The organism is uncultured Hymenobacter sp. (assembly GCF_964242765.1).
Lineage (GTDB): Bacteria > Bacteroidota > Bacteroidia > Cytophagales > Hymenobacteraceae > Hymenobacter.
Window position 1 is genome coordinate 1 of record NZ_CAXTBM010000053.1, and the last position, 21131, is coordinate 21131.

Genomic DNA, 21131 nt, shown 5'->3' on the forward strand with positions numbered 1-21131 from the left:
ATCCAAGTATGAGGTTCAATAAATTGGTTACAAAAAAACCGTCCACCCCACGAAGGGGCGACGGTACGGGAGTGAAAAGCGGGAACCAGAGCCCAGGGCCGTACCTTTGGAGGTGATGCAAGAGCTAAACCTGCCGCCTTTCGACTACAAACTTACGCAAAGCGGCGAAACTATATATATCTGGGACATACTGCGCCGCAAGCAAGTGGTGCTAACGCCCGAAGAGTGGGTGCGCCAGCACATAATTCACTACCTAATCAACCACCGAGGCTACCCGCGCGCGCTGTTAAGCGTGGAACGCGGCCACCGCTATAATCAGCGCCAAAAGCGCACCGACCTCTGGGCCCTCGGCCCCGACGGGCTGCCGCTGCTGCTCGTGGAGTGCAAAAGGCCCACGGTACCCATCACGGCGGCCGTGGCCCAACAAGTGGCCACCTACAACCAAACCATCGGCGCGCCCCTGCTACTGCTTTCCAACGGCCTCCAGCATTTCTGCTGGCGCGTAAATTTCGAGCAACGCACCAATGAAATGCTAAGTGAAGTGCCGATGTACGGTGAGCCTGACGGCACCGCTGCGTAGAAGGGGGTATCTGCCGTCAAGCTTATCACCTCACCACTGCAAATCTCACCTCTTATACAGCGCGTTGTCGGCTAAGCCATTAAGGTAAAACTGCACGCAGGCCTTCAATTCGTCGCCGTATTGACGGAGCTTCTGCGGGTCCGGGGCGGGCAGGGGCGTGGCGGGTAGTGCGTGGTTTTGGTAGGGGTAGAGCCGCACCTTGTGGTCCACGGTGAGTTCGGTTACGAAGTCTTGGTGGACCAGGAAATAGCTACCGCCGCTTAGAAACAGCGCGCGACCAGTTGTATTGGTATCGAATACCGAATAGCCGAAGGGTAGCAGGGGCTGGTTGGGAGCCAAGCCTACGTAGTCGAGCACCGAAGCGGGAATATCGGCTTGCTGCGTGATGCGCTCCACATTGGCCGCTGGCAGTTTACGGCTAGGGTGGAAGAGCAGCAGCGGTGTTTTGTAAGAGCCCAGCGTGTTCTGGTACTCGGGCCGCAGGGTCTGCGACGTGTGGTCGGCCAGCACGATAAACAGCGTGTTCTTGTACCAGGGCTGACTAGCCGCCGCTTTGAAAAACTGCCGGAGCGCGAAATCCGTGTAGCCAATGGAGGCGTGAATGGGGAGCTCGCCCGCCGCAAACCGATCTTTGTATTGCGCTGGCACCGGGAACGGCTCGTGCGAAGTCAAAGTGAAAACGGTGGAAAAGAACGGCTGCGGTTGCTGGCCCAACTGACGAGCAAAGTACTGTAAATACGGCTCGTCGAAGATACCCCAGTGGCCATCGAAATCCGGGCTTTTGGTGCCGCCGGGGTATTCGTCGAGGCCGTAGTACTGCTGAATACCCGTGATACCGGCGAAGGTATTGAAGCCCATGGTGCCGTTCTGCGCGCCGTGAAATACTGAAGTGGCGTAGCCGCTGCGGCCCAGTAGCTCGCCCAAGCCGTGCAACTCGTCGGTCTGGAAGTTGGAAGTGATAAACGAATTCTCGGTGAGAGCCGGCAAACCCGCCAGCACGGCTGGTAGCGCCTCGATGGAGCGGCGGCCGTTGGCATAATGCTGCCGAAAAAACAGTCCCTTCGTCGCCAAAGAATCGAAGAAAGGCGTGTAACCCTTGCCGCCGTTTTCGATGCCGTTGTATTCAGAAGCAAAGCTTTCAACTAGCACTATCACCACGTTGTCGTGCGGGGCGCCGGGGCGCGGGCCGGGTTGCCGAACTGCCAGCGCCGGCCGCAGCGCCGCCATCGACGGGAAATAACTGCGCCGCTCGGGTGCGTCGGCGCGCAAACTTTTCAGGAACGTGAAGGTGCTGTTCAAGGCCACATGCCCCAGGATAGGGGGCGTCTGCATGAAGGCGTGGCCCGTGCGCAACGGCTTGAGCTGCACCCCGCCGCGGATACCAAGCACCGCCAAGCCTGCTACTACCAGTACCTCTAGTGCCGTCCGGAGCACTGGTTGGCGGCGCCTGCCAGGCTGGTAATAAGCGGCGTCGGTAGCCGTAGGCATGGGGTAGAAATACCACACCAGCCCAAACAGGACGGCAAACGGGATAAGTAGAAACCAGTAGTGCCCCACCAATTGACCCGCCTGCCGCTCGATGTCGTCGGTGATGGTAAACAACTCGTTGCTGGTGCGCCGGCCAATGAACTTGAAGTATTGCGTGTCAATCAGGTTGAGCGCAATGCCGCACGCATTAAGTGTGAGATATACACCTCGCACAAACCCTTGCCACCGAAAACTGAAGGCCGGTACCAACGAAAGCAGCAGAAACGGCAGATTCAGCAGCAGCAACGCCGCAATATCGTAGCGGAAGCCGTGCCAGAACGCCAGCAGCACCTGCCCCGCCGTCGCCTCCCGAAACACGGCCTGATTAGCTACATAAAAGCCCAGCCGCAGGAGCACATACGCGCCCATCAGCAGCAGCAACCGGCGCAGCAGCAGACGCAGAAGTGGTGAAATCATGAACAGAAAAAAGATTTACTCGCCCGTGAGGTGGATGGTTTGTCCGTCGGGCAAGTCCTTGATTTTACGGTGGAAATTAGCCAGCCAAGTTAACCGCTCGGCAACCGTTATAGCTTTTAGTGTGGGCGCTTTGCTGCTGTTAACGGCTATGCAGAACGGGGGAAAGACATTCAGCAACTGTCCGGGCTGCAACACGCCGCCCTGCTGCTGAAAGCCCCGCAATGGCTCCATGCCCAGCGCATCGAGCGGATACTTTTCCACGCCGAACAAAAAATGCTTGAAGTCCACCTCTAAGTCGGCCAGTTCTCCGGTTTCAGTGTCGAGCAGTAGCACCGCGTCGCCGCGCAGCAGAAACTGGTTGCCCACGCAGTCTTGGCCGAACGGAATGTCGGATTCCAATACTTCGTCGTAGGTGCGCCAGAAGGCGGCAGGGCCTTGCCAGGCAGCATCCAAGGAGTGCCAGGCAGGCCCGGCCACGCAGCCGCGCAGGTGTAGCCCGCCGAAGTACGCCACCACGCCGTTTTGCTCGCGCAAAAATGTTTGCAGATAAACCGGAAGGCGGGCGAAAGTGGCGAGGTCAGTTAGCTCGCCGCCCGTATAGAGGATGCCTTTCATAGGAAGTAACGCCAACTTTTAGTTGGTGAGTCGTTAAATGATATTGTTGGCAACACGTAACCGCCGCTCGTGCAACATGTCACCAACTGAAAGTTGGTGTTACAGAAAAGCCTTCCTGACCAAGTGGCCAGAAAGGCTTTAACAATCAGCAATTAAACAATCAGCAATTAAACAGCGGCTTCTTCCAGCACATTGTGCACGTCAACCAGCGGTAGGTTCCAGGCATCGGCTACGCCTTTGTACACCACTTCGCCGTGCACCACGTTCAGGCCGAGGCGCAGGGCCTCGTCGCGGCGGCACGCTTCCTGCCAGCCCAGGTTGGCCAGCTTCACAGCGTAAGGCAACGTAGCATTGGTCAGGGCCAGGGTAGACGTGTAGGGTACGGCGCCCGGCATGTTGGCCACACAGTAGTGCACGATGTCGTCGATGATGAAGGTCGGGTCTTCGTGCGTGGTGGGGCGGCAGGTTTCGATGCAACCGCCCTGGTCTACAGCTACGTCTACGAGCACCGTGCCGGGCTTCATGGTTTTCAGCATGTCGCGGGTGATGAGGTGCGGCGCTTTAGCCCCCGGAATCAATACGGCGCCGATGATGAGGTCGGCGGTTTTGATGGCGGCGCGGATGTTGTACTCGTTGGAGTACTGCGTTACCACGTTCTTGGGCATAAAGTCGTCAAGCTCGCGTAAACGGTTCAGGCTGATGTCCATGATGGTGACTTGCGCGCCCAGGCCGGCGGCAATTTTGGCAGCCTGCGTACCCACAATGCCCGCGCCTAATACCAATACTTCGGCAGGCTTCACGCCGGGCACGCCGCCCAGCAGAATACCACGGCCTTTCAGCGGCTTCTCCAGATACTTAGCCCCTTCCTGCGGGGCCATGCGGCCAGCTACTTCGCTCATCGGAATAAGCAGGGGCAACGCCCGGTTGGAAAGCTCTACCGTCTCGTAGGCCAAGCAAACCGCCTTACGCTCAATCATGGCGTGCGTCAGTTCCTCGCCGGAAGCAAAGTGGAAGTAGGTGAACAGCAGTTGGTTTTCTTTGATCAGCGGGTACTCTTGGGCAATCGGCTCCTTCACCTTCACAATCATTTCCGCCTTGCCATACACTTCGGCTATGGTAGGCAAAATAGTGGCGCCGGCTTCTTCATATTCAGCGTCCTGAAAGCCGCTGCCTAATCCAGCCGTGCTTTGTACGTATAAATCGTGGCCGTGCTTACGGAGTTCAGCTACGCCAGCGGGCGTCAAGCCCACGCGGTTTTCGTTGTTCTTAATTTCTTTCGGTACGCCGATGATCATGGCAGAGCGGGAAGGTGAGAAGAAAATAAATTGGAGACGGCAAAGATAGATGAAGTCCGTCATTGCAAGAAACCACAACAACGCAATTGGTAGGCAAGTGCCGTGAACACAGAATTACGTACATAAAAAAGCCCCTGACGACCACATGGCTGCCAGGGGCTTTTCACTTGGTATGAGCTTCAAAAGTAATCAGACAGAGAATTCGCGTTGCAAAACTTCTCTGCCAAGATGCTTACTTGAATGGTACTACCACGTTGGTTTCCTTCACCATGCTGCTGCTGTTCAGGTCGCGCACCACGTTGGCTTTCAAGGTAACCTTCACGTCGCCGTTCAAGTCGTTGGAGCTTAGCGTCGCTACATCCGACATCTGGCCGGTCTGGCGCTGCGCGTACAACAGTTCCACTACGGCGCTCTGGCCGGGCTTCACCGTTGGCGGCACCGACTTGTAGCCCACGCAGTTGCAGGCCGACGTTATCATGCCCAGTTCCAGGGGCTGCTTGCCGGTGTTTTTAACCGTGAACTTGGCGGCCGGCTGCTGCCCCGATTCCATCTTGCCGAAATCATGGGTGGTGCGGTCCAGCACCAGGCGCGGCGACTGCGCCAGTTGGGCGGGCGTCATGGTGGCCTTTGCCTGCTCTTTGTTTACCACGTCGCCTTTAATGGTGAGCACCGTGCTTGGCACGCTGGCGTTGCTGGTTACCGTCACGGTTTTGTTGAATACGCCCGGCCGGCCGGCGCTGCTGTACATGGCCTTCACGATGCCCGACTTGCCTGGCAGCACCGGCGTCTTGGTCCAGTCGGGGGTGGTGCAGCCGCACGAGGCTTGCACGTTGGCAATAACAACGGGCTGATTGCCGGTGTTCTTGAACTTAAACTCGTGGGTCGCCATGGTACCCTCGGGCACGCTGCCGAAGTCGTGTAGTTCTTTCTCGAAGGTGATAACGCCTTGCGCACGGGCGCCTACGGCCAGCAGCACGGCAAACAGGAGAGAGGCAAAATGCTTCATAGAAGTAGGTATGAGTTGGAACAAGGTGAGACAGAGCCTGGTAGTACCAGGCTCCGCCTCCCAAAGATAAACAAAAACGTCCCTCGTTGCGTCTCAACAAAACCTGCCGGCCAAATCCGTACTTTTGCGCGTCTGTACCCAGCGTGCGGGCCTTCCCAGCCTTTCCTGGCACCACAACCCCATCCGTTTATGCTCACTACTGAATCTGCCGACTTGTTGGCTCCTGTGGCCACTCTCAGTAAAGACGAACTCTTACGCGACTATCGCCTCGGGTGGGAAAGTCGGTACGCCTCCCTGGCGGGCCGCAAAGAGGTATTTATGGGCAAGGCCAAGTTCGGCATCTTCGGCGACGGTAAGGAGCTGCCCCAATTGGCCATGGCCCGCGCTTTCCGGGCTGGCGACTGGCGGGCCGGCTACTACCGCGACCAAACCTTCATGCTGGCCATTGGCGAGCTGACCTTGCAGCAGTACTTCGCCCAGCTCTACGCCCACACCGACGTGGAAGCCGAGCCCGCCACGGCGGGCCGCGCCATGAACGGCCACTTCGCCACCCGCATCCTCGACGAAGACGGCAACTTCAAGAACCTAGCCACCAGCAAGAATTCTTCGGCTGATATATCGCCCACTGCCGGCCAAATGCCCCGCTTGGTAGGGCTAGCTTACGCTTCCAAGCTCTACCGCCAAAACCCGGAGTTGCAGCAGTTCGAGCAGTTCTCGGTGAACGGCAACGAGGTAGCGTTTGGCACAATTGGCAACGCCAGCACCTCCGAGGGCATGTTCTTCGAGGCGCTCAACGCCGCCGGCGTACTCCAAATTCCGATGCTGATGAGCGTCTGGGACGACCACTACGGTATTTCGGTACCCGCGGAGTACCAGACTACCAAGCAAAGTATTTCCGCCATTCTGATGGGCTTGCAGCGTGATGGGGAAGGCGAGCCCGGCTTCGAGATTTTTGTGGTGAAGGGCTGGGATTACCCCGCGCTGGTTGATACGTACCAGCGCGCCGCTGAGCTCTGCCGCACGCAGCACGTGCCCGTGCTTGTCCACGTTACGGAAGTGACGCAACCGCAAGGTCACAGTACCAGCGGCTCGCATGAGCGGTACAAGTCCAAAGACCGCCTAGTATGGGAGCAACAGCACGACTGCCTGGTGAAAATGAGAGCGTGGCTGATAACTGAGGGCCACGCCACCGAATACGAATTGCAACAGATTGAAAACGAAGCCCGGGAAGTGGTGAAAGTGACCCGAACCGCGGCGTGGGCAGCTTTCTTCGATCCTATCCGACAGGAGCGCGACGAGGTGCTAACCCAACTCAACCAGCTAGCAACCGAAGCGGGTCCCGAAAGCGGCGTGCAACAGCTAGTAGACTCCCTCCGGCAAAACCCTACGCCCATTCGGGCCGACCTTGTGCGCACGGTGCGCCGTGCCCTGCGCCTCGTGCGCGGCCAACGCAGCGCCGCCCGCCGCGACCTACTGAACTGGCTCGATCAGGCCCAGGCCGAAAATGCGGACCGCTACAACTCCTACCTCTTCAGCCAAAGCGAAGAAGCCGTTGGCAACATCGAAGTGATACCCGCTCAATTTGCGGCTGATGCCGCCCAGGTGGACGGCCGGGAAGTGCTGCAAGCTTGCTTCGATGCCAACTTTCAGCGCGACCCGCGCATCTTTGCCATCGGCGAGGACGTCGGTCGTATTGGGGATGTAAACCAGGCATTTGCAGGGCTACAAGAAAAGTTTGGTGAGCTGCGCGTGACCGATACCGGTATCCGCGAATGCACCATCGTGGGGCAGGGCATTGGGGCCGCATTGCGCGGCCTGCGCCCCATCAGCGAAATTCAGTATCTGGATTACCTGCTCTACGCTATCCAGATTCTGAGCGATGATCTGGCCAACTTGCAATACCGCACCAAAGGCGGGCAGAAGGCCCCGCTGATTGTGCGTACACGCGGTCACCGCCTCGAAGGTATTTGGCACTCCGGCTCCCCAATCCAGATGATCCTGGGCGCTATCCGCGGCATTCACCTCTGCGTGCCGCGCAACATGACCCAGGCGGCCGGTTTCTACAATACGTTGCTCCGTTCCGATGAGCCTGCCATTGTGATTGAGCCCCTGAACGGCTACCGCCTCAAAGAGCGAATCCCGAGCAATGTGGGCGAGTTTACGCTGCCGCTAGGCGTACCAGAAGTGCTGCTCGAAGGCTCCGACGTAACCGTGGTTACCTACGGCTCGATGTGCCGCATTGTGCTGGATGCCGCCAAGCAACTATCCGAAGTTGGTATTTCGGTGGAAGTGCTGGATGTGCAAACCTTACTGCCCTTCGATCTAGAGCACGTCATCACCGACAGCATCCAGAAAACCAGCCGTGTGCTTTTCACTGATGAAGACGTGCCCGGCGGCGCGACGGCCTACATGATGCAGCAAGTCATCGACGAACAGGATGCCTACCGCCACCTCGACTCGGCTCCTCGCTGCTTGGCTGCTCAGGCCCACCGTCCGCCTTATGGTTCCGATGGCGACTACTTCTCGAAGCCCAATGCCGAAGAGGTATTCGACACTGTGTATGAGATGATGCGCGAAGCAGACCCCAAGTGCTTCCCAGCCATTTATTAATTCGAGCGATAGAGTATTGCAACTATCTGATTTAGTTGCTTCAGCGTGACGCTTAATATTACGGTGTTAAAATACAGTCAACAAAGGCTATTTGCTGGCTCTACAGCATAAAAAAATGGGCCATGCTGCTTTGAAACAGCATGGCCCACTTTGAGGCACAAGTGCAAAGACACCTACTCATTTGCTATGGTTTTATAATAATGGAATTAGTGAATACTTCATTGCTCAGATTGAGGGCACGGTCTCTGATGCTAACTCTGAACCGAACTTCATCACCAGGAAGAAACGGTGTACCGAGAGACAAAGAGAAGTTATAGCGTAGATTCCCTTTCAAAGGCGCATCTTGGCCAGATTCAGGGCCAAGACGAGGAAAACGGCCGTTGTACTGGCCTAGCCCAAGAGTAGAGCCAGGATCTACAAAGTCTTCGAATTGGTTGGTGGCCTTATTCTTGCGCTGGAACTGAATGTAATAGTTGTAGAAATTGGGGTTGGTTTGTTTTCCGTTCACTGATACATCATTATAAGGCTCCATGGTATCAGTGGTACTTAAACCCAAGTCGCCGTTGCCATCCTCGAAAGAAATAGTTATAGTATCTGAGTCGATGGGTTGTTCGCCGGGAGCTCCTGGCAGGCGCACCACTTCCAGCTTTTCGAACTTAATGCGGGGGGTATCGGAGTAGTCGGGCGGGCTGATGCAGGAGGAAACAGCCGCGCAGAGCAGCGCGAAAAGCAAGCCTAAGTGAAGCGTACGAGACATGACCATAGAAATAAGAAAGACGAGTAAAAAGTCGCTTCAGCGACGAGTAAAAGGTACAGCTTCTCAACGAAGACTTAGTGCTTTTGTTATGTGTTTTCCAAACCCTATAACGGTGCAATGAGTTTCCGCGAAGAACACTTGCGCCAGTTGCCGCACCTTGCTTCCCCCGACGTTTCGGCGGTGGCATTGCGCTTGTTTCGTTATCAGGCAAGGCAGTGTCCACCATACAGAGCATATCTGGGGGCGCTAGGTTGCAATCCGGCCGCGGTAGAGCAAGTAACTGACATTCCTTTTCTGCCCATCGAGTTTTTCAAGACGCACGATGTTCGTACCGACCCCGAGGCCTGGGAGCCACAGGAACTGTTCTTAAGTAGCGGCACTACCATGCAGCAGCGCAGTCAGCACCACGTCCGCGACCCGCAACTTTACCGCCGCAATGCGACCGATATTTTCCAGCAGTACTACGGGCCTCTTACCAGTTGGACGTTTTTGGCGTTGCTGCCCTCTTATTTAGAGCAGGGACATTCCTCGCTGGTGGCTATGGTGGATTACTTTGCCAAGGAATCAGGCCAGACGCAGCCCGCTTTTTTCCTGCACGATCATGTGGCCCTATTGCAAGCCCTGCGTGAGGTGAAGCAGGATACTAGCCGCCGCGTGCTGCTTTTTGGCGTGAGCTATGCTTTGCTGGACCTCGCTGCTGAGGTTGGTTTTGCGCCCGAGCTACAGAACCTTACCGTGCTTGAAACCGGGGGCATGAAAGGCCGTCGGCGCGAAATGATCCGGGAGGAGCTGCACCACGAATTGCAGCAAGCCTTCGGTCCGGCGGGCATTCACTCCGAATACGGTATGACTGAGTTGCTGAGCCAAGCCTACAGCCTCGGCGACGGCCGCTTTCACGCGCCCCCACAGTTGCGCGTGTTGCTCCGCGACCCCGCCGACCCATTCTCTGTCTCCGAAACTCGCCCCGACGGCGCTATTAACCTCATCGACTTGGCGAACGTGGATAGCTGTGCTTTCATCGAAACCAAAGACCTGGCCCGCATGCACTCCAACGGCTCCTTCGAAGTACTAGGCCGCCTCGATAATTCCGATGTGCGCGGGTGCAATCAAATGGTCTAGAACCTCAGCCCCAGCCCAACCTCTCTCCAGAAGAGAGGGACTCTAGCTTTAGAAGTTAAAGGTTGGAAATCTGGAACTAGAGTCTCTCTTTTGAAGAGGGGTTGGGGTGAGGTCACTTTCCCGCAAACGCCTTTGCGTCGGCTTCCGAGATGGTGTCGTCGCTCATAATTACGAGGCGTTCCACCACGTTGCGTAGCTCCCGGATATTGCCACGCCAATCAAGCCCTTGTAGGTACTTGAGGGCAGCAGCGTCTATTTTCTTGGGCTTGTTGCCGTAGTCGTTGGCAATGTCTTGGAGAAACTTCTGGATCAGGTCCGGAATGTCATCGCGCCGGTCGTTGAGGGAAGGTACCTGGATGAGGATGACTGAGAGCCGGTGGTAGAGGTCTTCGCGGAAATTGCGGTCGGCTATTTCTTGAAGCAGGTTTTTGTTGGTGGCGGCCAGTACGCGGACGTTTACCGAAATTTCTTTTTCACCCCCCACGCGGGTGATTTTGTTTTCCTGGAGTGCCCGCAGCACCTTGGCCTGAGCCGAAAGGCTCATGTCGCCGATTTCGTCGAGAAAGAGGGTGCCGCCATCAGCCTGCTCGAACTTGCCGATGCGCTGCTTCACGGCCGACGTGAACGAGCCTTTCTCGTGCCCGAACAACTCACTCTCAATCAGCTCCGACGGAATGGCGGCGCAGTTCACTTCTATAAGCGGGCCGCCGGAGCGGTTGCTTTGCTCGTGCAGTTGGCGCGCTACCATTTCTTTGCCGGCGCCGTTGGGGCCCGTAATGAGCACGCGGGCGTCGGTGGGGGCTACTTTCTCGATAGCCTTGCGCACGGCACCCAGTGCGCCCGACGAGCCAACCATTTCTGAATTCTTGGCAACTTTTTTCTTGAGCGTCTTGGTTTCGGCTACTAGCTTGGTACGGTCTAGGGCATTGCGGACCGTTACGAGCAGGCGGTTGAGGTCCGGTGGTTTCTGTAGAAAATCGTAGGCGCCTTTTTTGGTGGCATCCACGGCCATTTCCACGTTGCCATGGGCTGAAACCATGATAAAGGCGGTGTCGGGGGCTAGAATGCGGGCCCGTTCCAGCACCTCAATGCCATCCATCTTGGGCATTTTAATGTCGCAGAGCACCACATCGTATTTGTCGCGGATCAACATGTCGAGGCCAGTGGGGCCGTCCTCGGCTTGATCTACCTGATAGCTTTCATACTCCAAAATCTCCTTCAGCGTGTTGCGGATGGCTTTTTCGTCGTCGATAATGAGAATACGGGGCATAAAATGAATTTCACAGAAGAGGAGAAAGGCGAAAGTAACGAAATGCTGGGGTAGCACGGCACACACACGAGCTTGTGATGTTACTTTTACTTGATAAGTAGTATAACGCCAAGTGTGCTGCCATTGGTACACGAACGGCAAAACAGGTGATTGAAAAAACGAAGTGGGCAGCACGCAAAACGGCCGCCGCAACCGAAGCTGCGGCGGCCGTCTGAAGGCGGGTGATGAGTCTGTAAGCCGGGTTCTGTCCGCTACCCGAGAGTAGCGTCTCCACCATTTATCTAGGCCAGTCCTCGCGGAAAGGCTCCATCAACCTACCCACGGACGCCGGACGAGCCGCCCGGTGCCGGCCCGAAAGCTGGCATGTCCGCTTATTTGGTCTTTCAACCCCTGAGGTTTACCCAGCCGGAACGGTTGCCCGTCCGCTGGTGCGCTCTTACCGCACCTTTTCACCCTTACCGGCCGCCCGAAGGCGACGTAGGCGGTAGTTTTCTGTGGCACTAGCTGTCCTGGTTCGCATTATACTTGCCAGTCCTTCCCGTTAGGAAGCAGGGCGCTCTGCGTTGCCCGGACTTTCCTCGTCGCCTCGAAAGGCACCGCGGTGGAGCGACTCATCACGCCAGCAAAGGTAAGGCGCAATTTGTTGCTTTACCCCCGCCGCGCCTCTAGCAGTTCATAGCCTTCATCAACCAGCAAACGGGCGCCGGTGGCGCTGCTTACGGCTAGCTGGTCGCAACGCTCGTTTTCGGGGTGGCCGTTGTGGCCGCGCACCCACTTGAAAGACACTTTGCGTTGAGCGTACACTTTCAGGAAGCGCCGCCACAGGTCTTCGTTGGCTTTCTTGCCGAAGTCCACTTTCTTTTCCCACCCGAACACCCATTTCTTTTCCACCGCATCTACCACGTACTTCGAGTCCGTCACGACGGTGATGGGTAACTCGGGGCGGTTGATGGCTTCGAGGCCCTTGATGACGGCCAGCAGCTCCATCCGGTTGTTGGTGGTAAGCCGAAAGCCTTCCGTTAGCTCCTTCTCGTGCTGGCCGAAACGCAGAATGGCCCCGTAACCACCAGGGCCAGGGTTGCCGCGTGAGGAACCATCGGTGAATAAGTAAATCAAGGTGTAATAGTTGATTGTTAATTTGCTGATTGTTGATTGGTAACAGTGATTTGAAATTTATCAATCAACTATTACCAATCAACACACCTAGAAATTCGATTTGAACAGCTTGATGGCAATGGCCAATAGAATCACGCCGAACACGCGGCGCAAAATATCCTCGCCGGCTTTGCCGAGCTTGCGCTCAATCCAGGCGCTGCTTTTGAGCACGAGGTAAACGAATACCAAGTTCAGCGCGATACCCACCAGCACATTGGGCAGCGAGTAGGCGGCGCGTAGGGAAAGCAGCGTGGTCATGGTGCCGGCACCTACGATAATCGGAAATGCCAAGGGCACAATGGAGCCCGTAGTAGCCAGCGGATCGTGCCTGAACAGTTGAATGCCTAGTATCATTTCCATCCCGATAAGGAAGATGATGATGGCTCCGGCTAGCGCGAATGACTGATAATCAACGCCAAACAAAGACAGGATGCTCTGCCCCAGAAACAGAAACACCACCATCAGTACGCCCGCTACGAGGGTGGCCTTCTCTGATTGGATCTTCCCCTCGCGCTGCCGAATCTGGATAATGATAGGAATGGAACCCAGGACGTCAATCACGGCGAAGAGCGTGAGCGTGACCGAGAAAATTTCCTTGAGCGAAAAAACAGACAACATGGCGGCGTAGGCTGTAGCGCGAAGCTTTTGCTTTGCGTCTCGTTGAACAACGTGCGTGCTGCTGGCACAGACGATACGCGAAGCAAAAGCTTCGCGCTACAGCCTACGCAAACTCCCGGGCGAAGAACTGCACCAATTGCTCGAACGCCTCGTCCGGAATGGCGGGGAAGTTGGCGATACGCAGGCTGCCGGCTTTCCAGCTGCCGTAGCCGTTGCCGAGCTGTAAGCCTTGGGCCAGCGCCCGGCGCTTCACCTCATCAATGACGGCGGGCGCAGCTTGCAGGCCGATAACGGTGGTGGAGCGGGTGTCGGGGTTGGTGATGAGGGGGGTGAGCTTAGTGTCCTGCGTGAAGTAGTCGTAGAGCTTGGTGGCGCGCTCCTGTAAGTGCTGGTGCACCACCTTGATGGGTTCCCGATCTTGCAGGACGCGGCTCAGCAGGTAGATGTTCAGCACGTTGGGCGTGTGAGTGGTCTGGTAGTTGAGCATTTTCTCGTACTGCGCCGTGAGCGAGTTGTAGTGGCTGCGCTCATTGATTTGCCGGAACCGGTCAACGGCCCGCGGCGACAAAATCATCAGTGACAAGCCAGCCGGCAGGCCGAAGCACTTCTGTACCGAAGCGTACCACACATCGGCCTTGATGTACTTCATCTGGATGCCGCCCAGCGAAGAGGTAGCGTCCACGGCCAGCAGTGAATTGCCGAGACGGTTATATAGATTCAGAATGAAGCCGTCGCGCAACTGGGTGGCGTTGCTGGTTTCGTTTTGGGTGATGCAAACCAAATCGATTTCTGGGTCGGGGAGGGGCAGGGCCGCCACGTCGGGCAGTTCGTCGGGGCCAAAGGGGATGCCGATGGTGGCGGGCCGCAGGGCCTTGGCGTACTCATACCACTTCTCGCCGAAGGCACCGCTGTAGAGGTGGAAACTCTTGCGGGGCGTGAGGCTTTGGGTAAGCACTTCCCAGCATTCGGTAGCCGAGTTCATGAAGAACACCGTGTAGTCCTGCGGGACGTTGAGCTTGTTTTTGAGCTCGGTTACCGTCTGGCGCATGAGGCCCGTAAACCGCTCGCCCCGGTGCGGAGCCGACAACCAGCCCTCATCGAAAGCATCCTGAAGATACTGGCGTACCTGCGGGTACACCTGCGACGGGCCGGGATTGAATGTATACATAGGTAGGGAAAGTCTGGAGAATGGAGGTGCAAAGGTAGGAACAGCGAGGCGGCGAAATAGTAAGACCAAAAAAGAACGTCCTGCTTGGGTAAGCAAACGCCAGATCAAGCAGGGCCGTCTATTTGTTGCTCTTATCCTCCAAGGCTCCTACACCTTAAACCCCAAACGCTTCGGCCGGAGACTGTCAAAATACTGCACGGCTAGGCGGTAGCTTTCCAGCTTGAAGCCACTGATGGTGCCTACACAGTGCTTGCCGAGCAAGCTTTTTTGGCGGAATTCTTCCCGGGCGTGCAGGTTGCTTAAATGCACTTCCACCACGGGCGCGTTGATGGCCGCTACGGCATCGGCTATGGCCACGCTGGTATGCGTGTAGCCGCCGGCGTTGAGCACAATGCCGTGGTAGGTGTAGCCTACTTCGTGCAGCTTATCCAACAACTCGCCTTCGTGGTTGCTTTGAAAATACTCGATGGTCAGGTCGGGGAAGGCGGTGCGCAGTTCGGGCAGATAATCGTCGAAGGAGCGGGTGCCGTAAATGCCCGGCTCGCGTCGGCCTAGCAGATTGAGATTGGGGCCGTTGAGGATGAGAAGGTGCATTACGTTGTGGTTGAGGGGTTGAAGGGCTACTAGTCAGATGCTCCACTGACAAGACAAAGCAAGCGTGTGGAAACTGTTTCTTTAGCAAGTCTCGCTAAACTTGCGTGAATATGTAAGCCGCCATCCAACAATCCGCTATCCAACAAGCGACTATTCTTCCATCACTTATGTCCACTTGGTCAATTGCCCTGCGGCAGTTCGAGGGCTATTTACAGCTCGAAAAGTCATTGTCGGCCAACTCCGTGGAGGCGTATGTGCGCGACATCGGCAAGCTGCGTTATTTCCTGGAAATCCGCCACTTACCCAACAACCCCAAGGAGATAACCACACCGCTGCTACGCGAGTTTTTGGACTGGCTAGGCGAACTCGGCATGACGGCCACCTCGCAGGCGCGCACCCTGTCGGGCATCAAGGCGTTTTTCAGCTTCATGATTATGGAGGACCTGTTGCTTATCGACCCCACCGACACGCTGGAAGCTCCCAAAACCGGCCGCAAGCTGCCCGATACACTTAGCTACGAAGACATCGTGCAACTGCTCGAAGCCGTGGACCTGAGCACGCCCGAAGGCACCCGCAACCGGGCCATTCTGGAGGTGCTCTACAGTTCTGGCTTGCGCGTAAGCGAGCTAACCGAGCTGCGGCTTTCGAACCTGTATGTCGATCAGGGCTTCGTGCGCGTAACGGGGAAAGGCAACAAGGAACGGCTCGTGCCCATCGGCCGCGACGCGCTGAAGCACGTGGGAATTTACCTGCAAAGCATTCGCTGCCACCTTGATATCAAGCCCGGTAATGAGGATTTCGTGTTTCTGAACCGACGAGGCGCCAAGCTTTCCAGAATCATGATTTTCAACATCATTAAGGAAGCTGCCGGAGTTGCCGGAGTACGCAAAAGCATTAGTCCCCACACATTACGCCACTCGTTTGCCACGCACCTCATCGAAGGCGGGGCCGACTTGCGAGCGGTACAAGAAATGCTAGGCCACGAAAGCATTACCACCACCGAAATCTACACGCACTTAGACCGAGACTACCTGCGGCAGATAATCACCGCTTTTCACCCCCGAAGCTGAGGTACTGAAGCACTATCAGTTCTCGTGTTCGACATACCAAATCGTGGATGAGCGGACGCTAATTAAGACCTGCCGAGTGGCATTCGCGCAACCAGTCTTCGGCGTCATCAACTGACTCGAAAAGCTGTAATTCGGTGCCGGTGCTGCGGGTCCAGCTAGTGTCGAGGTCGCTGACGTTGGCGTTGCCGCCCGGCTGCATGACGTGGGCCACGCAGGCAGGCGGGGTTGTGTGGGTGCTGTCCCAGGCATAGCGCAACCACGTCAGCGAATCAAACCAAGGATTGAGAACTTGGCTGTTATCGTTGAGGAACAGGGTAACTACGGGGTTGCTGAGCACGCCTAAAGAGGAAACAATGCTTTGCAAGGCGTGCTGCGGATTAACAAAGCCGCGCCATGTGGCTCGCAGCCATTGGTTGTTGGCATCATATTCAACTTGGCAGGATGGCTGCTCGGCTGAAAGAGTGGAAAGTTGAGGCATAAAGCAATGCGAGGACAAGGAAAAACTTGATCGGCATTGCAACAGGTGTAATGGAATAGCAGGGCAGTGGTAATTTCGCAGCAAATCTAATCATTGTGCCATCATCTAGAATAGATAATTTATTTCGCTCCTCGCCCTTTTTACTGGCCTTGCTTGGGTTGCTGTTGTTTCTGCTGCCCTTCGCGGTTTTGCAGGACCACAGCTACATAACCATCGACGACAATTTGGAAGCGGAGTTTGCTATTCCGTATCTACTTGTTCAGCAAAAAGTAGCACTCGATTATCGCCCGGCCGTGGTGTTGCCCGCCGTAATGAATGGGCTGCCCCGTAACGCGGCTCGGTCGGGGCTGAACGTAACCGTCGGGCTGTTTGAGCTACTGCCACCTTGGGCTGTGTATTTGGTGCAGCAAGCACTGGTGCGGCTGCTTGGCTTGTTGGGTATGTACGTGTTGCTGCGATGGTATTGGCTGCGCGAACCCCATCAACAAGCAGCCGCAGCAGGAGTGGCGCTGAGCTGGGCGCTCCTGCCACTCTACACGATGTATGGGCTATCGGTGCTGGGGCAGGCGGGACTATTGCTAGCGTTTCTGGAACTGCGGCGGGGACCGGGGCGGTGGTGGCACTGGCTACTGATTGGCGCATTTCCAGTATGGAGCATATTTGCTTTTGTAGGGCCTTTTGTACTAGCGGCCCTCGGGTTGCTTGTGCTTTATGACGGGTGGCAAACCCGCCGCTTGAACGGGCGCTTGGTAGCGGGGCTATTGCTTTTGCTGGGGATGTACTTGGTGGTGGAGTGGCCGCTGTTCTACTCCCTGTTGATTGCCAAGCAGTTTGTGCCGCATCGATTGGAATTCGACATGCAGCGAATCACGCCGATGGGCCTACTGGATGGTTTACGCAGTACAACGCAATTCTTTTTGGTGGGGCAGTACCATGCCAGTCGTTTTCTGCGGCTGGCTGAACTGTTGGCGGTAGCAGTGGTGATACTGCGGGCGCCAGCCGGGCAGCGGATAAAGCAACTGGGGCGGTTCGGGCCGTGGCTGCTGGGGTTAGCGGGGCTGGCACTGTTTAGCGGGTTTTATCCACAGGTAGTAGCGGTGGTTCAGACATGGCTGCCCGCAGTGGGAGCGTTCAATTTTGGCCGGTTCCATTTCCTGAGTTCCTTGCTGTGGTTTGTGGTGCTGGCTTTGGCGTTGCGCCACTTACCGGCTCGTTGGCAGGTGGTCGTAATAGGCCTGCAATTACTGGTAGGCCTAGGCATGAATGCGGAATGGCTGAATAATCTGCGGGAGCTAACCGGCCGGCCACGGGCGCAGGAACCCAACTATGCAGCTTATGTGAGTGCGCCACTGTTCAGGCAGGTGCAGCAAACTATTCGGCAGCAAACTGGCCTTCGGCCGGCGCAGTACCGGGTGGCTTGCCTGGGTTTTCCGCCAGCGGTGGCCCAACTCAATAACTTTTACACCCTCGATTCTTACCAGAACAATTACCCATTGTCCTATAAGCGCGCGTTTCGGCCGCTGATTGCCGGAGAATTAGCCAAGAGCCCTTCGCTACGGTCCTACTTCGATGCCTGGGGCAACCGCTGCTTCCTGTTTTCTGCTGAATTGGGCAAGGATTTCCGTGTAGGTGCGTTTCAACACCGTGTTGTGCGGGATTTCACGTTTGATCCTAGTACCTTCCGAAAGTTGAGGGGCCGTTACGTGTTGTCGGCGGCCCAGCTAGCTCAGCCCGCTCGAAGCGGCCTCCGCTCGGTTGGCGTGTTCAGCCAGTCAGAGGCCTACTGGCGGATTTACCTGTACGAGGTGATCAACTAGTAATTTGGTGAAATAGTAGATCAGTGGGTTTGGCGGTTTGCCAGACCTCCGCGATGCTACACTTCGCCAACTAGCTATTTCACTAAATCACATTGAAAAATGCCTAGATTTGGCCCTTTGGAGCGTTAGAATGGCTAAAAATACATACAAACAAGATCAATCTTCACCAGTTAGCCGCGGCAATGAGCCGCGGCCAGCGCGCGCCACGGTTCCCCGGCCAGCGCCAGCCGAATCAGCTGCGCCCCGCGAAAACCGCCGTGCCTCCGAGCCGAAAGCAGCGCCGAAGCCGCCGCGGCGACCTTTAAAGCTGCCTTCCTTCAATTTAGGAGGCATGTTCGGGTTTGTACGCGACCGGCGGTTCCAGCTTTTCCTGGGGTTCTTCTTTTTGCTGGGCTCCCTCTACCTAACCATTGCCTTCCTTTCGTTTCTGTTCACGGGCCACGCCGACCAAAGCGTAGTAGCTGGAATAGACCGCACAACGGTGAAAGAAGCGGGCCAGGAAACGGGCAACTGGTTTGGGCTGGTTGGGGCAGTAATAGCGCAGGCATTTATTTATAAAGGCTTCGGTGTGGCAGCATTTGCCCTTATTCCCATCGTGTTTTTCCTGGGCTATAAGATTGTGTTTCGCCGGGCTGGGGTGTCGGTAAGCTATGTGCTGGCACTGTGCGTATTCCTGATGGGTTGGTTAAGTGTGCTGCTGGGCTATGTAGTGCTTACCATGCAGGCCCCCGATGCTGACCCCACGCTGGGCCACCGCCTCGACTTTTTGAGCGGCGGTATTGGCTATGAGGTAGCTCTCTGGCTCGACAGTCTGATTGGCTGGGGTACCGTGCTGCTACTTGCTTTCCTGCTAATATCCTTCGTTGTCTTTTTCTTTAACGTCACGTCGCTCACTCTGCCTCGCTTTGGAACGGAAACAGAAGAGGAGGCTGACACTCATAGCGTATTCAGTCGTGCCCGGCCAGCAGCAAATTACGAGGCTTCGGCTGCAGTAGGCAGCAACGAAGAGGAAGAGCGAGACTTAGGCATAACCGTACGGTCATTGCGGCCCATACCGCTAGTTGCTGCCCGCCCGGCGCCTGTGTTGCCTTCCGAGGATGAAGATGAGCCTGATGCTCCGGTCGTTACGTCTGGTTCTGTGGCCTCGCCTTCCTTTAGCGTGGTGCCGACTGGTGGAGCTACTGCCTTAGCTGAAGCTGCCGCGGCTACTGCTGCTGGTGCTGCTCTGCCGCTTACCATTGCACCTGCAACCAGCGCGGCTCTAAGTGCGGCCGGCGCTACGGCCACTGTCGCTTCGGGCGGTGCTACAGCTCCGGCAAAAGGTCCTAGCTTTTCTATTGAGTCGGCGGTTGACCTGGAGCCGGTAGCGGCGATGCCGGCGCGGGTTCCTACGCCGCTGTCATTAGCTGATTTAGTTGATACCAATGCGCCGCTGCCTACTGCCAGCAGCCAACTTGCAACCAGCACCACCCCACAACCAACTTTGCAGATCACTAGCAAGGCGGGCGAGCTAGACCCCGCCGCTGGGGCCGATATGGCGGTTATTGCCGAGGAAGACGAGGATGCCGATGCCATGCCAGCTGTCAACTACGACCCCACGCTGGACCTCTCGCGCTACCAGTATCCCACGCTGGAATTACTCAACGATTACGGACAAGCCAAAGCGCAGGTAACCAAGGAAGAGCTGGAAGCCAACAAAGACCGCATTGTCGAGACGCTGGGCCACTACGGTATCAACATCGCCAGCATCAAGGCTACCATTGGCCCCACGGTCACGCTCTACGAAATTGTGCCGGATGCCGGCGTGCGCATCTCGAAAATCAAGAGCTTGGAAGATGATATTGCCTTGAGCTTGGCCGCTTTAGGTATCCGTATCATCGCGCCTATTCCCGGCAAAGGTACCATTGGTATCGAGGTGCCGAATGCCAAAAAGGAGATGGTAAGCATTCGGTCGGTGTTCAGCACCGAGAAGTTTGCGCACACCGAAATGGACTTGCCCATTGCCTTCGGCCGCACCATTACCAACGAAGTATTTGTGGTGGATTTGGCCAAAATGCCCCACTTGCTGATGGCCGGCGCCACCGGTCAGGGTAAGTCGGTGGGCTTGAACGTGATTCTGGCTTCGTTGCTTTACAAGCGCCATCCCGCCCAGCTCAAGTTTGTGCTCGTCGATCCGAAGAAGGTGGAATTGAGCATCTTCAACAAGATAGAACGCCATTTCCTGGCCAAGCTGCCGGACACCGAAGAAGCCATCATCACCGATACCAAGAAGGTGGTAAACACGCTGAACTCGCTGTGCATGGAAATGGACCGGCGCTACGACTTGCTGAAAGATGCTGGCTGCCGTAACCTGAAGGAGTACAACCGCAAGTTCATTGAGCGGCGCCTCAACCCCAAGAAAGGCCACCGCTACCTGCCCTTCATCGTGCTAGTAATCGATGAGCTTGCCGACTTGATGATGACGGCCGGTAAGGAAGTGGAAACCCCTATTGCGCGCCTCGCCCAGCTGGCCCGCGCTATTGGTATTCACCTGATTGTAGCCACCCAGCGGCCTTCGGTCAACGTTATTACGGGCATCATCAAGGCCAACTTCCCGTGCCGAATTTCCTTTAAGGTGACTTCCAAGATCGACTCGCGGACCATTCTGGATGCCGGCGGTGCTGACCAACTGGTAGGTCAGGGCGACATGCTTATTTCGCAAGGCTCCGATATCATTCGGGTGCAGTGCGCCTTTATCGACACGCCCGAGGTAGACCGGCTTTGCGATTACATTGGCGAGCAGCAGGGCTACCCCGACGCCTATTTTCTGCCCGAAGTAGTAGGCGAATCGGGCGGTGGCAACGGCGACCTCGAAGACATGGACCCCAGCCAGCGTGATGCTATGTTCGAGGAAGCAGCCCGCGTAATTGTCACGCACCAACAGGGCAGTACGTCGCTGCTTCAGCGCCGCTTAAAGCTCGGCTACAACCGCGCCGGCCGCCTAATCGACCAACTAGAACAGGCGGGGGTGGTGGGACCCTTTGAAGGCAGCAAAG

General features: G+C 56.5%; 17 protein-coding genes, 1 other RNA gene and 1 pseudogene (1 of these 19 running past the window's edge). 6 read left to right on the forward strand and 13 right to left on the reverse strand.

Translation table 11 applies throughout. The annotated features are described in order from the left end of the window. Nucleotides 1-115 precede the first annotated feature (115 nt). Nucleotides 116-580 (forward strand): type I restriction enzyme HsdR N-terminal domain-containing protein, encoded by a 465-nt coding sequence (locus ACFE7X_RS18975; protein ID WP_375437264.1) that lies wholly within the window; start codon nt 116-118, stop codon nt 578-580. Nucleotides 581-625: 45 nt separating this feature from the next. On the opposite strand, the gene ACFE7X_RS18980 is transcribed toward ACFE7X_RS18975, so the two are convergent. From ACFE7X_RS18980 to ACFE7X_RS18995, 4 genes are all read right to left on the reverse strand, one after another. Then, nucleotides 626-2524, reverse strand: coding sequence for an LTA synthase family protein (locus tag ACFE7X_RS18980; protein ID WP_375437265.1), 1899 nt, complete (start codon nt 2522-2524; stop codon nt 626-628). Nucleotides 2525-2539: 15 nt separating this feature from the next. Continuing rightward, entirely contained in the window at nt 2540-3139 is a 600-nt protein-coding gene (locus ACFE7X_RS18985; RefSeq protein ID WP_375437266.1) for a hypothetical protein, read from the reverse strand. 167 nt (nt 3140-3306) lie between these two features. Beyond that, a complete protein-coding gene (ald, locus tag ACFE7X_RS18990) occupies nt 3307-4434 on the reverse strand; it encodes an alanine dehydrogenase (protein WP_375437267.1) in 1128 nt (375 codons plus the stop codon). A 232-nt stretch (nt 4435-4666) separates the two neighbouring features. Beyond that, on the reverse strand, nt 4667-5440 hold the full coding sequence (locus ACFE7X_RS18995) for a DUF1573 domain-containing protein (protein WP_375437268.1): 774 nt from the start codon (nt 5438-5440) through the stop codon (nt 4667-4669). A 189-nt stretch (nt 5441-5629) separates the two neighbouring features. Between ACFE7X_RS18995 and ACFE7X_RS19000 the strand changes: the two genes are divergently transcribed. Further along, entirely contained in the window at nt 5630-8050 is a 2421-nt protein-coding gene (locus ACFE7X_RS19000) for a thiamine pyrophosphate-dependent enzyme (RefSeq protein ID WP_375437269.1), read from the forward strand. Between the two features lie 184 nt (nt 8051-8234). Here the strand turns inward: ACFE7X_RS19000 and ACFE7X_RS19005 are convergent, their stop codons facing one another. Continuing rightward, nucleotides 8235-8807 (reverse strand): hypothetical protein, encoded by a 573-nt coding sequence (locus ACFE7X_RS19005; protein ID WP_375437270.1) that lies wholly within the window; start codon nt 8805-8807, stop codon nt 8235-8237. Between the two features lie 117 nt (nt 8808-8924). On the opposite strand from ACFE7X_RS19005, the gene ACFE7X_RS19010 reads away from it, so the two are divergent. Further along, nucleotides 8925-9926 carry an acyl transferase gene (locus tag ACFE7X_RS19010; RefSeq protein ID WP_375437271.1) on the forward strand — a complete coding sequence of 334 codons (1002 nt, stop codon included), beginning with the start codon at nt 8925-8927 and terminating at the stop codon, nt 9924-9926. Between the two features lie 112 nt (nt 9927-10038). Here the strand turns inward: ACFE7X_RS19010 and ACFE7X_RS19015 are convergent, their stop codons facing one another. From ACFE7X_RS19015 to aroQ, 6 genes are all read right to left on the reverse strand, one after another. Beyond that, nucleotides 10039-11196 (reverse strand): sigma-54-dependent transcriptional regulator, encoded by a 1158-nt coding sequence (locus ACFE7X_RS19015; protein WP_375437272.1) that lies wholly within the window; start codon nt 11194-11196, stop codon nt 10039-10041. Nucleotides 11197-11413: 217 nt separating this feature from the next. Beyond that, an RNA gene (rnpB, locus tag ACFE7X_RS19020) (RNase P RNA component class A) lies at nt 11414-11814 on the reverse strand. 30 nt (nt 11815-11844) lie between these two features. After that, nucleotides 11845-12312: a ribonuclease HI gene (rnhA, locus tag ACFE7X_RS19025; RefSeq protein ID WP_375437273.1), complete on the reverse strand. Its 468-nt coding sequence runs from the start codon at nt 12310-12312 to the stop codon at nt 11845-11847. An 87-nt stretch (nt 12313-12399) separates the two neighbouring features. Further along, entirely contained in the window at nt 12400-12969 is a 570-nt protein-coding gene (locus ACFE7X_RS19030) for a MarC family protein (protein WP_375437274.1), read from the reverse strand. A gap of 103 nt (nt 12970-13072) precedes the next feature. Then, entirely contained in the window at nt 13073-14137 is a 1065-nt protein-coding gene (locus ACFE7X_RS19035) for an aminotransferase class V-fold PLP-dependent enzyme (protein WP_375437275.1), read from the reverse strand. 147 nt (nt 14138-14284) lie between these two features. Then, nucleotides 14285-14731 (reverse strand): type II 3-dehydroquinate dehydratase, encoded by a 447-nt coding sequence (gene aroQ, locus ACFE7X_RS19040; RefSeq protein WP_375437276.1) that lies wholly within the window; start codon nt 14729-14731, stop codon nt 14285-14287. A gap of 167 nt (nt 14732-14898) precedes the next feature. Between aroQ and xerD the strand changes: the two genes are divergently transcribed. Then, on the forward strand, nt 14899-15801 hold the full coding sequence (gene xerD, locus ACFE7X_RS19045) for a site-specific tyrosine recombinase XerD (protein WP_375437277.1): 903 nt from the start codon (nt 14899-14901) through the stop codon (nt 15799-15801). Between the two features lie 58 nt (nt 15802-15859). On the opposite strand, the gene ACFE7X_RS19050 is transcribed toward xerD, so the two are convergent. Continuing rightward, nucleotides 15860-16279 (reverse strand): hypothetical protein, encoded by a 420-nt coding sequence (locus tag ACFE7X_RS19050; RefSeq protein WP_375437278.1) that lies wholly within the window; start codon nt 16277-16279, stop codon nt 15860-15862. 95 nt (nt 16280-16374) lie between these two features. Here ACFE7X_RS19050 and ACFE7X_RS19055 point away from each other — a divergent pair, with 95 nt between their 5' ends. Next, nucleotides 16375-18096, forward strand: coding sequence for a DUF6044 family protein (locus ACFE7X_RS19055; protein WP_375437279.1), 1722 nt, complete (start codon nt 16375-16377; stop codon nt 18094-18096). Nucleotides 18097-18252: 156 nt separating this feature from the next. Here the strand turns inward: ACFE7X_RS19055 and ACFE7X_RS19060 are convergent, their stop codons facing one another. Further along, on the reverse strand, nt 18253-18429 hold the full coding sequence (locus ACFE7X_RS19060) for a hypothetical protein (protein WP_375437280.1): 177 nt from the start codon (nt 18427-18429) through the stop codon (nt 18253-18255). Between ACFE7X_RS19060 and ACFE7X_RS19065 the strand changes: the two are divergent. Continuing rightward, nucleotides 18428-21131 (forward strand): annotated as a pseudogene (locus tag ACFE7X_RS19065) (DNA translocase FtsK 4TM domain-containing protein) (it continues 68 nt past the right edge of the window). The gene ACFE7X_RS19060 and the pseudogene ACFE7X_RS19065 overlap by 2 nt on opposite strands.